We start from the raw sequence: 14,793 nt of genomic DNA, 5'->3' as shown, positions 1-14,793 counted from the left end.
GAAGACCCGGGATCGGAATTAGCGGGAGTAGAACTCGACGACCAGGTTCGGTTCCATCTGCACCGGATACGGCACGTCAGAGAGAACCGGCGTACGCAGGAACGTACCCTTCATCTGGCGATGATCGACTTCAACGTATTCCGGCGTGTCGCGCTCGCCCGTCTGCACGGAGTCAAGAACGATGGCGAGGTGCTTGGACTTCTCGCGCACTTCGATGACGTCGCCTTCCTTCACGAGGTAGGACGGGATGTTCACCTTCTTGCCGTTGACCGTAACGTGGCCATGGCTGATGAACTGACGTGCTGCGAACGGCGTGATCGCGAACTTCAGACGGTACACAACGGCGTCCAGACGACGCTCCAGCAGACCGATCAGGTTCTCAGAGGTATCACCCTTACGACGGACGGCTTCGTCGTAGTACTTGCGGAACTGCTTCTCGCTGATGTTGCCGTAGTAGCCCTTGAGCTTCTGCTTGGCCATCAGCTGGATGGAGAAGTCAGAAGGCTTCTGCTTACGACGCTGACCATGCTGACCCGGTCCGTATTCACGACGGTTCACAGGGGACTTTGCACGGCCCCAAAGGTTTACGCCGAGACGGCGATTGATCTTGTACTTGCTCTCAAGACGCTTTGACATGGGTTAACCCCTGTTCATACATCAGGCCCGCCCCATGCTGCATGGCGAGCCGTTTTGTTGCACCGGTAGGCCTCTCCCCGAATTGGGAAAGACGGGCGCGCACCCAAAAACCGGAGCCTGCGGGGTACAGAAACCCGCTTTATTGGTCCGGCCGGTACGTCCACGTTTCCGGCAGTGGACCCGCGCCTAACAGGTCTCGCTCTGTCATGTCAATGAAAGGACGAGTCTGACCCTTGTTATTTTCTCACATCGGAGGCCTATAAAGCGCGCAACCCTTCCCTGGGGATTTGCGCTAACGGTCTGGTACTCCCCATGAATCCGGGAGCCATGTCTTTTTGAGTTTGCCCATGAAAATCTATCGCTTCAATCCCAAGGCTGGCCGCATCGCTGAGGGTTCCCTCGAAGGGCTGATCCAGTCTCTGGATTCACCGCCCCCGCCCAAGCCAGGCGAGAGCGCCATCAAGCGCGCCTTCAAGAGATTCGGCCTCGCGCAGATGCATATGTCGCATCTCGTGATTGATGACCGCACGATCTATCTGCGCGGCAAGGCCGATTCTGCCAAAGCGCGTGACCAGATGATCCTCACCGCGGGTAACGTCGCTGGCGTGGCTGCTGTGGAAGCGGAAATCCAGGTTCCCCCCGGCACACCTGATCCGAAGTTCCTTGAAATCAAGACAAGCCATAACCTTGATGAGGTTGCCGAGAAGCTGCCGGAAGATATTTCTGGCGATGAGCTTCTTGATGCAAATCAACCGCTTGTCACAAGCAAGGATGACATTTATCCGGGTCAGACAATTCGCCTGCCAACGGAGAATTGAACTGACCTGCCCGGACACTTCCACGTGAGCGTGTTCGGGTAGCTTTTCAGGGTCCGGATGGTAGGCGGGTTTTCCCCTTATTCCGGACCTTTTCCATATGGAATTAATCGAACCAGTCGATGTCGAGCGGGTGCGTCCACCCCACGGTGTCGAGCCAGCCATGTTTGCTCTCATGCTGGCGACATTTACGATTGGGACTGGCGAATTCGCCATGATGGGCCTTCTGCCCGAATTCTCCCATTCCCTTGGTATTTCCATTTCCCGCGCCAGTTCCGTCATTTCAGCTTATGCGCTGGGTGTCGTGGTCGGAGCACCCCTCATTGCGGTTGCTGGTGCAAAACTCCCCCGTCGTACACTTCTGCTGGCTATGCTTGTGCTGTTCCTTGTCGGGAATATCGGCACAATCCTGATGCCGAACCTGCTCGACATTGAAGTCATGCGCTTCATCACCGGGCTCCCTCACGGCGCCTTTTTCGGTGTTTCCGCGCTCGTTGGCGCCTCCATGGTTGAGCGCGCAAGACGTGGCCGCGCAGTCGGACGCGTTTTGTCGGGCATCATGATCTCCACGGTTGTGGGGTCGCCCCTGTCCACCTACGCCGCCAATCATCTGGGCTGGCGCGTCGCTTATGGTGCAATCTCTGCGCTGGGATTGCTCTGCTTCCTGGCACTCTGGTACTTCGCCCCACGCGACAAGCCCCATCCAGACGCAAATGCACTCGCTGAACTCGGAGCTTTCAAGCGGCCTCAGGTGCTCCTGACGCTTCTGACAAGCGCCATTGGCTTTGGTGGCCTCTTTGCAGTGTACACGTTCCTCACGACAGCCCTGTCAGACGTAACGCATCTCCCGGACTGGGCCGTTGCGCTTTATCAGATCGTCTGGGGGCTTGGCATGGTTGCTGGCAATTCGTTTGGCGGAGCCATGGCGGACCGGAATATCAACCGGACGATCCTTTTCTCTCTGGCTGCCAGTTGCGTGTTCATGATCGGGTTCTGGCTACTCCTGCCATCCCCTGTCGCCATGCTGCTGATCACGTTCCTGATCCCGGCAACGCTGATCGGCATTTCCCCAGCCATTCAAACACATCTGATGGAAGTTGCGGGCGATGCCCAAACCCTTGCCGCATCCCTGAACAATTCGGCCTTCAACATTGCCAACGCTGCGGGCACATGGCTCGGGGCCTATCTGGTAAGTTCAGGGCACGGCCTGGAATCGATCGGATGGGGTGCCGCGCTGCTCTCTGCCGGTGGGTTTGTGGCTTATCTGATTACGATGGCACAGGCTCGGCTTTCCGCATCACGCTGAACAGCCGAATTCCCAAGGCGACAGAGCTCACCGTGAGCGCTGCCGCCATGCCGACCCAAAGGCCTTCCGCACCCCAGTGCTGCTGGAAGGCCAACCATCCCCCAAAGACAAGGCCAATCAGGCCATAATTCGTGACAGCAATCACCATTGGCCAGACGGCATCACCGCACCCACGCAGAGCGCCGCTGAACACAACCTGAAGTCCGTCCACAATCTGGTAGATCCCGGCAATCTTCATGAGCGTGATCACCAATGCCGCCGTAGAGGGATCTGGTGCATGCCCCGTGAAGTACAGGCTGACGATCTTTTCTGGCCAGATCAGCAACAAGGCTGAAGACAGAATGGACCAGACGAGCACCACCCAGATACCGGTCCACGCAGCCCGGCGGCTTTGATCCATTCGCCCTGAACCCCGCCAGTATGCCACCCGCACATTGGTGGCCTGACCAATGGCCAGACACACCATGAACAGCAGTGCACTCACGTTTACCGCAACCTGATGGGCTGCCAGGCTTTGTGTTCCAAGCTGCCCGGCCCGCAGGCTTGTGATCTGAAACATGAGAATTTCAGCAGCAGCTCCCATCATCATGGGCAAACCGAGCTTCAATAGTTCCTTCATGATAGGCCAGCGCACAGGAGCTGGCTTCATAACGGCCCGCACTCGCGGGTGCATCAGACACAATCCGGTCAGGGCAAAACTGATCGCCCAGCCTGTCAGGGTCGTGGCTGTGGCGGAGCCATACATCCCCATCGCAGGCAGCCCGAACCATCCATGAATGAGCGCTGCATTGGTGATGCCATTGCAGAGCGCCATGGCAGGCATGATCCACAACAGAAGCGTTTCCGCCCCGAGCGATGGGAGCGCCACACGCAGCACACCGATCACAGCCAGATCCGGCAGCAGGGATAACAGAAGGATATGAATGAAGTGGCTGCCCTGCGTCACCACGTCCCCGGGTTCCGCTAACCATGCAAATAACGGCTGCACGAACCATAAGAGCAACGCACAGGGAATGAAGATCAGCAGTGCCAGAACGAACGCAGCGCTCATGACACTGCGACCGTCATGAGAATCCCGTCCGTGATCTTCCGCCCCCCGACTATGAGACAGAAGAACGCCAGCTCCACCCAGAATGGTCTGGCAGGTCACCATGGTGGTAAAGAAAAAAGTATTGGCCAGACCGCCGACCGCCACTTCAGCTACCCCCAGACCGCCCAGAAGGATGGTGTCCGTAACGCCCATCGACATTTCGGAAAGCTGGGAAAGTGCAAGCGGAAGAGCCACGCGAAGCAGGGCAAGAGCATGCCCGCGTGAAGAGGTCGGATCTTTGAAGGTTCTACACATAAGCCTCACTATCGCAGTGCAGATCATACAGACAAGAGTAACAAAGCCTGTTGCACCAAAACGGTGGCTGGCGCATTGATCCCATCTATGGCCGATCCCGTTCCTCACGTGCTCCGTCTGCACGACACCCACGCGCGCGAAAAGCGACTGTTCACACCACTCGATCCGCAGAATGTGCGGGTCTATTTCTGTGGACCCACAGTCTATGACCGGGCGCACCTGGGCAATCTGCGCGCCATGATGGGCGCGGATATCCTGATCCGACTGCTCCGCGTGCTGTATCCACGTGTCACCTATGTCCGCAACGTCACGGACGTGGACGACAAGATCACAGCCCGCGCGAAAGAAAACGGGGAAGACATCTCCGCCCTGACCGCCCGTACGACTGAAGCCTTTCATGAAGATTTGGCGTCACTCGGGATTCTGCCGCCGGATATCGAACCCCGCGCAACCCACCACATTGGTGAGATGCTGGACATGATCGGCCGCTTGGTCGAAAACGGGCATGCGTATGAAGCCGAAGGGCACGTTCTGTTCGCGGTCCGGAACTTCTCATCTTATGGCGAACTCTCCGGCCGCTCGCTGGATGACATGATCGCTGGCGCTCGTGTTGAAGTAGCGCCCTATAAGCGCGACCCAGGCGATTTCGTGCTCTGGAAACCATCCACACCCGATCAACCCGGTTGGGACAGCCCGTATGGTCGCGGCCGACCTGGCTGGCATATCGAGTGTTCGGCCATGTCTCACCGGTATCTGGGGGAGAGCTTCGATATTCATGGTGGTGGCGACGACCTGCTCTTCCCGCATCATGAAAACGAGCGGGCACAGTCTCTGTGCTGCTATCCGGGCAGCAAGTTCGCCACGCATTGGCTCCATAACGGCATGCTGCTCTCCAACGGAGAGAAGATGTCCAAGTCTCTGGGCAATTTCTTCACCATACGGGAAGTGTTGGAGAAATCCCCAGCAGAACCACTGCGTCTCCTGTATCTAGGCGCGCATTACCGTTCGACGCTGGATTTCACGTGGGAGAAGCTGGAAGAAGCCCGCCGCGTTCTGGATCGCCTCTACCGTGCTCTTGAGCGCGGTGATGCGCAACAAGGAGCAAATGTTCCGGCCAGCGTGCTGGATGCCCTGTGCGACGATCTGAACACACCGCTCGCCATCGCAGCCCTTCACCCGCTGGCAGACGCTGCCATGCAGGGCGATCAGCAAGCTGCCTCTGGTCTTCTGGCCGCTGGCAAACAGCTTGGTCTGTTTCAGGTTTCCCCGGCTGAATGGTTCCGCTCAGGCGTTGATGCGTCCGCCATCGAAGCCCTGATCGAGGAACGTCTGGCAGCCCGCAAAGCCCGCAACTTCGCCCGCGCGGATGAAATTCGGAACCAGCTTGCTGCAGACGGCATCACGCTGGAAGACGGCCCTGGCGGCACAACATGGCGGAAGGCATAATCTCATGACCGGACGTGATGGTGGTGCCGATCTGGAACCGATCGGCGAATTTGACCCCGTTGTTATTCTCGTGCGCCCGCAGCTAGCCGAAAACGTCGGTACGACTGCGCGCGCCATGGCGAATGGCGGCCTGTTTCACCTGCGCCTCGTCGCCCCACGGGATGGCTGGCCGCAGGAACGCGCCTGGCCTGCGTCTTCCGGCGCCCATCGTATCCTCGACAACGCACAGGTTTTCGAAACGGTCGATGAGGCCGTGGCTGACCTGCACCGCGTTTTCGCCACCTGCCCCCGCCCCCGCCATGTCGTGAAGCCTGTCATGACGGCTCGCGGGGCAGCGGCGGAACTCCGTGTCGCTTCTACGCGTGGCCTGCGCACCGGCATCCTGTTCGGACCAGAACGTGCGGGCCTCGACGTCGAAGACATGGCCCGCGCCGATACGCTGGTGCGTTACCCGCTCAATCCGAAGTTCATGTCCCTCAACCTCGCACAGGCCGTGCTCGTCATGGCCTATGAGTGGTATCTGACCGAAGACATGACGCCCCCGCGTGATCTCATGACGAATGAGACGCATGTGGCTACCAAGGGCGAGCTGGAAAACTTCATGTCCCATCTGCTGCGGGAACTTGATGACTGTGGCTTCCTGCGGAACGAACAGAAGAAACCGGGCATGATCCGCAATCTGCGGCATTTCTTCACACGAGGCGAAGTCACCGAACAGGAACTTCGCACGCTCCATGGCGTGGTCAGCGAACTGGTCAGCGCCAGAAAGGCAAGACGGTAAGACCATGATCCACTGGCGACACAGGCACCGGATGACTCCACGGCCTGAGGAGCTGGTAGTCGAAACGGCCAACCGCATCCGGGCCCATGTTCTGGAAGAAAACGGTCGGGGCGACATTATCCGCACGGGACTGAAAGACGGTTCCCTCGGGGACCTCTATCATCATCTGATGACCATGACATGGGGGGCGTTCTTCTGGGCGTCCCTCGCTCTGTATCTGGGCATCAATATCGGATTTGCCTGCCTTTATTACATGATCCCTGGCAGCGTCAGCGGCGTCCCGCACGGGGATTTCCTTGATGACGTGTTCTTCAGTGTCCAGACGATCTCGACCGTTGGATACGGGACAATGGCCCCCGTCGGACGCCTGACCAACACCATCGTGTCTTTCGAAGTGCTCGCCGGCATGATGCTCAATGCGCTCGCGACGGGACTGGTCTTCGCACGCTTCTCGCGCCCGAGAGCGCGTATCCTGTTCAGCCATGTCGCCGTCGTGTCCTATGATGACCTGATCCCGACACTCACCATCCGGATCGCGAACCGTCGTCGCACGCTGATCCTGTCTGCTAACGTTGAAATGACCCTGACGCGCCTGATGCCGGACGATCATGGGCGACTGGTTCGCCGTTTCGACAGACTGGCGCTGATCCAGTCGCATGTTCCGATCTTCCGGATCAGCCTGAACGCCACACACATGATTGATGAGACCAGCCCGCTTTATGGCCTGTCAGCAGACACGCTGATTGACCAGAATGCGGAAATCATCATCACGATGGATGGGACAGACGAAATCTCCTCCCAGACACTCTTCGCACGACATGCCTACGAGATCGGCCATGTGAAACACGGATACCGTTTCTCGGACATGATCCATCACCGCCCGGATGGCAGGGTCGAGGTCGACTTCACCCGGTTCCACACAACCGAACACGGGGACCACGAGCCGATTGATCCGTCCACAGCGCATGAAAGGCACCATCACCATGTCTGATACCAAGCACAGCTTCGGAAAAAATGGCCTGACGGCAACGGTTTCCGCCCATGGCGCAGAGCTGACCTCCCTGCGGACCACTTCAGGGCAGGACCTGCTCTGGAACGCTGGCCCCGCCTGGAAACGCCATTCGCCCGTTCTGTTTCCCATCGTTGGAAAACCACCGGAAAATACAACGCTGAATGGCCAGCCCGTTACGCTGACCCAACATGGCTTCGCCCGTGACATGACATTCCGCTGGCTCGAACGAACAGAAACCGGCTGTGTTCTGGAGCTGGAAGATACACCCGAAACATGGCAGCTCTTCCCGGCGGCATTTCGGCTGCACCTGATCTACCGGATGGAAGAAACTGGCCTGCACGTCGGCTATGTTCTCACCAACCCGTCCGGAGATGCCACGCTACACGCGTCCCTTGGTGTGCATCCGGCATTCATGTGGCCCCTGAATCCAGAAACGGGCCGCGAAAATCATCGCCTGACCTTTGACACGAATGAAGCCGATCATATCCGGCGCATCAGCCCGGATGGTCTGCTTCCGGAGGCAGCCCCGTCCCCAATCCATGACCGAATTCTTCCGTTGCAGGACAGCCTGTTTGAGGCTGATGCCATCATCATGCTGGATGCCCGCAGCAAGGGTGTCGATTTCACAGGCCCGGACGGAAGCGGCCTACGCGTGCGCTGGGACGGGTTCAAGGATCTTGGAATCTGGACCAAGCCAGGTGCTGGCTTCCTGTGCATCGAGCCATGGTACGGTTACGCCACACCCGTTGGATTCACCGGAGATTTTTCGGAAAAGCCGGGGCTGCTGCATCTACAACCCGGCGAAAGCTGGGAGGCTTTCTGGAGCGTCGAACCCGTCTGACGCCCGGAAGTGGGAATGCCCGAAAAAACAGGCATTCCCAATCATCACTCAGGCGCCAATAGCGTCCTGAAGACGTGACACCGTCCGGGCGTGTCCCATCAGGCTCAGAAGAACATGCAGTTCCGGCCCATTGTCCTCACCCGTCAGGGCAAGGCGCAACGGCATAAACAGGGTCTTGCCCTTACGACCTGACTTTTCCTTCAAAGCCGTGGTCCAGTCCTGCCATGTGGTTTCGCCCCATGGCTCGGCAGGAAGGGTTTCAAGCGCCTGCTGAAGAAATTCACGGTCTTCCGGCTGCGACGGCGGAATGATCGTGCCCTGCGTCACATCCCACCAATGCGGGATTTCAGCCGTCAGATCGACATTACCGCGCACTGCATTCCAGAATTCTTCCGTCGCCTCGGCTGGAAGGTGTTCCTTCGCCACCGAGAACGGCAGATTATGAAGAGCCTTGCGGTTCAGAGCCAGAAGCTGGCGCATATCGAACCGCGCCGCAGACTTGGAAACATGGGAGATCTCGTAGGCCGCAATCGCCTCTTCCATCGTCATGACTTCCGGATCATCGGACGTCCCAACGCGCGCCAGATACGACACGATGGACATCGGCTCGATCCCATCCTGACGAAGCGACTTCAGGCCCAGCGCATCAAAACGCTTGGATAGCTTCCCACCATCGGAATCCAGCAGCAGCGGCAGATGCGCGAACGTAAAGCGATCCGGCTTTGCACCCAGAGCTTCTGCAATGTCGATCTGAACGCCAGTATTTGTGACGTGATCTTCACCGCGGACGATATGCGTGATGCCCATTTCCAGATCATCAACAACCGAGGCGAGCGTATAGAGGATCGTGCCATCAGCGCGGATCAGAACCGGATCGGAGATTGCCGTCAGCTTGACGGAACAATCGTCCATGACGAGATCCTGCCACTTGCGGCTGCCATCCGTCAGCTTAAAGCGCCAGTGCGGCGTCTTGCCATTGGCTTCGGCACGTGCCCGCTGGTCCGGCGTCAGTTTCAGCATAGCGCGATCATAGATCGGGGCCTTGCCAGCCCGGATGCGCATCTCGCGCTTGGCATTCAGTTCGTATTCGGTCTCGAAACACGGATACAGCCGACCAGAGGCTTTCAGCTTGTCGATCGCCGCAGCATACCGCTCCATCCGCGAGGACTGACGGGCCTCTTCGTCCCAGTCCAGACCGAGCCACGCCAGATCCTTACGGATCGCGTCCTCATATTCAGGCTTGCTGCGCGCGACGTCCGTATCGTCGATACGCAGGAGGAACTTGCCGCCATGACGGCGGGCGAACAGGAAGTTGGCGACGGCCTGACGGGCGTTACCAACGTGGAGATAGCCGGTTGGCGATGGGGCAAAGCGCAGTTTCATGCCGCCTTAATGCCGCATGATTGCGCGTCATGCCAGATGCATGAAGCATCGTACTCAGAACACCCGACACTCTCCAGTTTCTCGACACTCTGCCAGCCAAATAAAACATGGCCATTCTACCGATATAACATAACGGGAAACCGGAATACTTGCCCCACAAACATGGACTAAAAAGAAACGTTTTTTCCTTCAGTCCATCCTGTTGTATAAAGGCGAAGAACAGACACTCACGACTGACGATTTTTTCTGCGATCGGAGTGATGATCCGTTTTTTGATTTAAGAGGACCCCTGATGAGAAAACTTCTCATTCCTGCCATTCTGGTAATCGGCATTATTGCCCTGCTGGGATCAAGCTATAACCGTTTCATGGGAGCGGACCAGAACGTCAAGGAACAGATGGGTCAGCTTCAGAACGAAGTGCAGCGCCAGACCGACCTGATTCCCAATCTGGTCAATACAGTCAAAGGCTATGCCACCCACGAGCATGACACCCTGACGGATTACGCTGCGGCACGTTCGGGTGAAACACCCCTGAACCGCATTGACCCCCGCTCGGTCAGTGATGAAGCCCTTCAGAAAAAAATCCTGGACGCACAGACCCGTAACGCACAGGAAATCAAGGCCATTAACGTCGTGGCTGAACAGTCCCCGCAGCTACAGGCCAATCAGAACTTCACAAGCCTGATGGTTCAGCTTGAAGGTACACAGAACCGCATCACCGTGGCACGCCAGCGTCTGCAGCAGGCCATTTTGGCTTACAACCAGACAGTCATGCACTTCCCGGGCAACCTCGCCGCCGGGATCATGGGCTACCATCAGCGCGTTTATTACGAGGCTTCCCCAGCCGCACAGACGCCGCCAGTCGTAGACTTCTCCAAGCATTGATCTGACTGAAGGACCGGATGAACGTGCCGACTGTTTCCCGCCCGCTTCTAACGCGCACCCTGCATCTGGTCCTTGCCGTGACTGCCCTGCTGTGCCTGTCTCTGACTGGCCCGGCAGGCGCGGCCACACCTTTGACTGAGCTCGTCACAGACCCGCATCAGAGCCTGTCCGAGCCGGAACAGGATCAGCTCGTCCAGAAGCTGACGGATCTTCGGCAAACACTCCCAAGTCACCCGCACATTCTGATCGTTCTGCCCGGCCATGTGGACGATATCGATCAGTATGCGAATGAGACGTTCCATGCTTCCGGCATTGGTCAAAAAGGTCAGGACAACGGTCTCCTGATCGTTCTGGATATTCCGGACAATCAGGCTCGCATCGAAGTCGGGTATGGGTTTGAAGGCGACCTGACCGACCTTCAGACATTCAATATCCTGCATGCTGCCCAGCCGGACCTGAAAGCCGGTCACTATGCCGCCGCACTAAACGGGATGCTGGATTCCATCGCCGACATTTTGCGCAAAAGCGAGACGCAGGTTCACGAGGAGCAGGCCTCATCCGATACGGATTTCAACATCAACGGATTTGATCTCGCACTCGGTGTCGGAGGGATGGTGCTGTTTGCTCTTGGCTCTGGCTTTACCGTCCGTGCTCAACGCCGCGAAGCTCAGGGCCTGCCTCTTTCAATTTTTGACAGGTTTCTGATCAGCATTCCCTGGGACGTGATCCTGAGCCTGCTGATCAATATTCTATCAGCCGCCTCACGTAATAACGCCAACTCGTCCGGCGGCGACAAGAAGAAAAACTCCTACAAATCCGGCGGTGGAGATTCTGGCGGAGGCGGCGCGAAGGACTCCTGGTAACGGGCACCTTCGTAAGTTTATCCTTCGGTCACCGGCCTGCAGCATCAAGACGCAATAACTGAGCCACCGCCGCATCAAGCTTCTCGGGCGTATGATTCTGCAATATCAGATCACGCCCGTGACGAACGACCATCTGCCATCGAGAGGCCTGTGTGTAGAGTGCCACAATGGCATCCACCACATCCTGCGGAAGATCAGCAACAACCAGCTCTTCGAGCTGCGGCGTGAAGTCGAAACCTTCAGCGGCAACGGATGTCATGACACAGGGCACGCCATGAGACAGGCTACTTAAAACCTTTCCTTTTGTCCCTGCTCCATACCGAAGCGGCGCGACAGTTATTCTTAAACTGTTCAACACAGCCGCCAAATCTGGAACGTGCCCTAGCACAACCAGACGCGCGTCTTTCTCCGCCCATTCTGTCAGCCAGTCCGGCGCCCCCGTTCCCACGATCAGAAATCTGCAATCCGGCATGCGGACAGCCAGATCCGGCCAGACATGTTCCAGAAAATAACGCACCGCATCTTCATTCGGCCGATGCCCGAAATTGCCAATGAAACCAATATCGCGGCGCGCGTCCCAGCCATCTCCCTCGGCAGAGGGCCGGGGAAAAGCCAGATGAACAACCAGCGCTTCCGGCAATTCCTGACGTAAAAGATTCTTCTCGTAGCTGGACACCACCAGTGTCGCATCTGCACGACGCATAATGGCGAATTCATTATCCCGCGTGACCTCAACTGCTTTGAGCGCGGTATAATCTCCGGCCAGACGCGCAGCCCGTTCTTCTCGCAGAAAATGCAGATCACACGCGTAGAAAATCATGCGGGCGGATGGAAACGCCGCACGAAGCCGATCGTAAGCTGCGCCCCCACAGCTCACGCGGCATGGGATGCAGGTATCAAGATTCGGCCCGACATGTTGAAGAGCCTCTTCAATTCCCTTCCATCCAAGTGAAGCCATATCATCACCGGGCGTCAGGCAGATCACTCCACAGGCGCGATATTCTTCCCTCGCGTTCCTATCCCGCTGCTCTCTGGGAAGGAAATACTCCCCCAGCGCAAGGAAGCTGACCTTACATCCCTGACGCAGCAGCGAGTGGATCAGCGCGTCCAGATCCATCGAACCGGAATCATGGAGGGGCCGCGGAAAATTACAGTCCACAATCAGAACTGACTTTCCAGGCGAACGCTCCGGGTTACGACGAAACACTCTGAACATCGCTGTGGCCCAATGAAATTTCTCTAACAATTTTCAGGCCTTTTTCCGTTCCTGCCGACGCAGGTCAGTACTTAAAAACGCAACTTTTTGACACGACAGGCTTTTACCCCTGAACAAACACACAGAACATAAGGACATGCCCGCATGACCAAGACCCGTAAATCCACGTTCGCTCGCCTGATGCTGGTCTCTGCCCTGCTTACAGGTACGGCAGTGTCTCTGTCCGCTTGCAACACGACGCGTGGCGCAGGCCAGGATGTCAGTGCTGTTGGCCATGCAACGTCTCACGCTGCAACCAGTGCACAACAGGGCATCGCCAACGCAACGGGTGCCTCCACCCACTGATCAGCCTTCGTCATGCCTGATAAGAAAGACCCGCCCTCTCACAGGGGCGGGTCTTTTTGCGTTTCAGACCAGTTCCATCGTTCTGACGTCAATCATTCCAAGATCCGTAATCTTGAGATGCGGGATAACAGGAAGAGGCAGGAAAGCCAGTTGTAAAAACGGCTCTTCCAGAGAAACGCCCATCTCTTTCGCAGCTTTCCGCAATACGATCAGTTCGTCGCGGACCTGTTCGAACGGCGCATCACTCATGAGGCCCGCCACCGGCAGCTTCAGTTCTGCCAGCACCTTGCCATCCTGAACGGCCACAAATCCGCCGCCTGTCGCTTCCAACCGGTTCACAGCAGCCGCCATATCCGCATCATTGGTGCCCACAACGCAGATATTATGGCTGTCATGCCCGACAGATGACGCCAGTGCTCCGTGCTTCAGGCCGAACCCTTTCACAAACCCCCGGCCGATATTGTCATTATGTCCATGTCGCGCCACCACACAGACCTTGGCCACATCGTTCGGAACATCCGGCAGGGCCTGCCCGTTCTCTTCCGGCAATGTCAGCCGCAGATATTCCGTAATGATCTGCCCAGGAATAAGCCCCATCACAGGGCGGTCTGTTCCGCTGCCCTGAATTTCCATATCCGACGCAGAAACCACACCTGGCAACTTCACGCTGCCCAGCCCCACGGGCGGAATAATCTCCCGTTCAGCAAACAGGGCATCCGTGACCAGACGCCCGGCAGAAATGACGTCTGACACCAGACAGGCCTCCAGATCATCCAGAAGCACAACATCTGCACGCTTGCCGGGAGCAATCTGCCCGCGGTCCCGCAGACCAAAGGCATTGGCAGCCGAAAGTGAGGCCGCGCGATATGCAGCCAGCGGCTCAACCCCCAGTTCGATTGCCCGGCGGATCAGAAAGTCCAGATGCCCTTCATGTGCGATTTCAAGCGGATTCCGGTCGTCTGTGCAAAAGGCAAAGAAGGGCGACGTTGCAACATTCAACAGCGGAACCAGAGCTTCCAAATCCTTGCAGACGGAGCCTTCCCGGATCAGCACGGTCATGCCCTTGCGGACTTTTTCCAGCGCTTCTTCCGCGGCGGTTGCTTCATGGTCCGTCGAAATGCCAGCGGCCAGATAGCCATTCAGTGCCTTGCCACGCATCAGCGGCGCATGACCATCAATATGACCGCCGGCAAATGCGGCCAGCTTGTCCAGGCAACTCGGATCACCGTTCAGAACACCCGGGATATTCATGAATTCTGCCAGCCCGATCACCTTGGGATGATCCCGGTAGGCCACCAGATCAGCTGCATCCAGTGTGGCCCCTGATGTTTCCATAGGCGTTGCAGGAACACAGCTCGACAGATTGACCCGCAGATCCATGACGGTCCGCTCAGCCGCGGCCAGAAAATAATCGAAGGCTGACCGCCCAAGGACGTTGGCCATCTCATGGGGATCACAGATAGCGGTCGTCACGCCATGCGGCAAAACGCAGCGATCAAACTCGAAAGGCGTGACCAGAGAGGACTCAACATGAAGATGGGTATCAATGAAACCGGGAACAGCGACCCGCCCGCGTCCGTCGATCTCCTGCCTACCTTCGTATGTCCCGTACGTTCCAACGATCCGGTCACCGCAGATCGCAATATCCGTCGGGATCAGTTCGCCTGTCACGAGATCCAGAAGACGGACGTTGCGGATCACCAGATCTGCTGGTTCCCGTCCCTGCCCCTGAGCCACCCGGCGCTGGATTGCGTTCTGCATGCCTGAAACCTCCGAATGTCAGCAATGACCACTTATAGCGCGCAGATGCCCCGGCACTCAAAGCAAGCTTTCGGGCCACTTTTTGTTGCGAAAATATCACGATTATTTATGTCGTAATGTTTCATATGCCAAACTGTTGATGATTGTGACAAAGCGT

14 protein-coding genes are annotated in these 14,793 nt (G+C 57.4%); 9 read left to right on the top strand and 5 right to left on the bottom strand.

From position 1 onward, the window contains the following. Window positions 1–18 precede the first annotated feature (18 nt). A complete protein-coding gene (rpsD, locus tag R5H23_RS06095) occupies window positions 19–636 on the bottom strand; it encodes a 30S ribosomal protein S4 (protein WP_007282513.1) in 618 nt (205 codons plus the stop codon). Window positions 637–983: 347 nt separating this feature from the next. On the opposite strand from rpsD, the gene R5H23_RS06090 reads away from it, so the two are divergent. Then, window positions 984–1,454, top strand: coding sequence for a BON domain-containing protein (locus R5H23_RS06090; RefSeq protein WP_046899893.1), 471 nt, complete (start codon window positions 984–986; stop codon window positions 1,452–1,454). Between the two features lie 97 nt (window positions 1,455–1,551). After that, entirely contained in the window at window positions 1,552–2,757 is a 1,206-nt protein-coding gene (locus R5H23_RS06085) for an MFS transporter (RefSeq protein ID WP_317214815.1), read from the top strand. Here R5H23_RS06085 and R5H23_RS06080 read toward each other — a convergent pair. Then, a complete protein-coding gene (locus tag R5H23_RS06080; RefSeq protein WP_099210612.1) occupies window positions 2,720–4,102 on the bottom strand; it encodes an MATE family efflux transporter in 1,383 nt (460 codons plus the stop codon). The genes R5H23_RS06085 and R5H23_RS06080 overlap by 38 nt on opposite strands. Before the next feature lie 87 nt (window positions 4,103–4,189). Between R5H23_RS06080 and cysS the strand changes: the two genes are divergently transcribed. The 4 genes from cysS to R5H23_RS06060 are packed head-to-tail and all read left to right on the top strand — an operon-like array spanning window position 4,190 to window position 8,182. After that, the gene (gene cysS, locus R5H23_RS06075; RefSeq protein WP_317214813.1) at window positions 4,190–5,548 is read left to right on the top strand and encodes a cysteine--tRNA ligase; all 1,359 of its coding nucleotides are present in this window, start codon (window positions 4,190–4,192) and stop codon (window positions 5,546–5,548) included. A 4-nt stretch (window positions 5,549–5,552) separates the two neighbouring features. Further along, a complete protein-coding gene (locus R5H23_RS06070; protein ID WP_046899897.1) occupies window positions 5,553–6,329 on the top strand; it encodes an RNA methyltransferase in 777 nt (258 codons plus the stop codon). A 31-nt stretch (window positions 6,330–6,360) separates the two neighbouring features. Then, entirely contained in the window at window positions 6,361–7,320 is a 960-nt protein-coding gene (locus tag R5H23_RS06065) for an ion channel (RefSeq protein WP_317214812.1), read from the top strand. Further along, window positions 7,313–8,182, top strand: a complete 870-nt coding sequence (locus R5H23_RS06060) for an aldose 1-epimerase family protein (protein WP_317214811.1) — start codon at window positions 7,313–7,315, stop codon at window positions 8,180–8,182. The genes R5H23_RS06065 and R5H23_RS06060 overlap by 8 nt, the downstream gene beginning before the upstream one ends. A gap of 48 nt (window positions 8,183–8,230) precedes the next feature. Here the strand turns inward: R5H23_RS06060 and gltX are convergent, their stop codons facing one another. Further along, window positions 8,231–9,565 (bottom strand): glutamate--tRNA ligase, encoded by a 1,335-nt coding sequence (gltX, locus tag R5H23_RS06055; protein WP_317214810.1) that lies wholly within the window; start codon window positions 9,563–9,565, stop codon window positions 8,231–8,233. A 292-nt stretch (window positions 9,566–9,857) separates the two neighbouring features. On the opposite strand from gltX, the gene R5H23_RS06050 reads away from it, so the two are divergent. Both R5H23_RS06050 and R5H23_RS06045 read left to right on the top strand, forming a co-directional pair. Then, window positions 9,858–10,451 (top strand): LemA family protein, encoded by a 594-nt coding sequence (locus tag R5H23_RS06050; protein ID WP_317214809.1) that lies wholly within the window; start codon window positions 9,858–9,860, stop codon window positions 10,449–10,451. Between the two features lie 17 nt (window positions 10,452–10,468). Beyond that, window positions 10,469–11,314, top strand: a complete 846-nt coding sequence (locus R5H23_RS06045; protein ID WP_408874336.1) for a TPM domain-containing protein — start codon at window positions 10,469–10,471, stop codon at window positions 11,312–11,314. Window positions 11,315–11,342: 28 nt separating this feature from the next. Here R5H23_RS06045 and R5H23_RS06040 read toward each other — a convergent pair whose 3' ends face one another. Beyond that, window positions 11,343–12,530, bottom strand: a complete 1,188-nt coding sequence (locus tag R5H23_RS06040) for a glycosyltransferase family 4 protein (protein ID WP_317214807.1) — start codon at window positions 12,528–12,530, stop codon at window positions 11,343–11,345. A 144-nt stretch (window positions 12,531–12,674) separates the two neighbouring features. On the opposite strand from R5H23_RS06040, the gene R5H23_RS06035 reads away from it, so the two are divergent. Beyond that, a complete protein-coding gene (locus tag R5H23_RS06035) occupies window positions 12,675–12,875 on the top strand; it encodes an entericidin A/B family lipoprotein (protein ID WP_046899903.1) in 201 nt (66 codons plus the stop codon). A gap of 63 nt (window positions 12,876–12,938) precedes the next feature. Here the strand turns inward: R5H23_RS06035 and ade are convergent, their stop codons facing one another. Further along, window positions 12,939–14,636, bottom strand: a complete 1,698-nt coding sequence (gene ade, locus R5H23_RS06030; protein ID WP_317214806.1) for an adenine deaminase — start codon at window positions 14,634–14,636, stop codon at window positions 12,939–12,941. Between the last annotated feature and the right edge of the window lie 157 nt (window positions 14,637–14,793).

Source organism: Gluconobacter sp. GP1, from assembly GCF_032913585.1.
GTDB classification, from domain to species: Bacteria; Pseudomonadota; Alphaproteobacteria; order Acetobacterales; family Acetobacteraceae; genus Gluconobacter; species Gluconobacter cerinus.
This window is presented reverse-complemented; position numbering and strand designations above follow the sequence as displayed.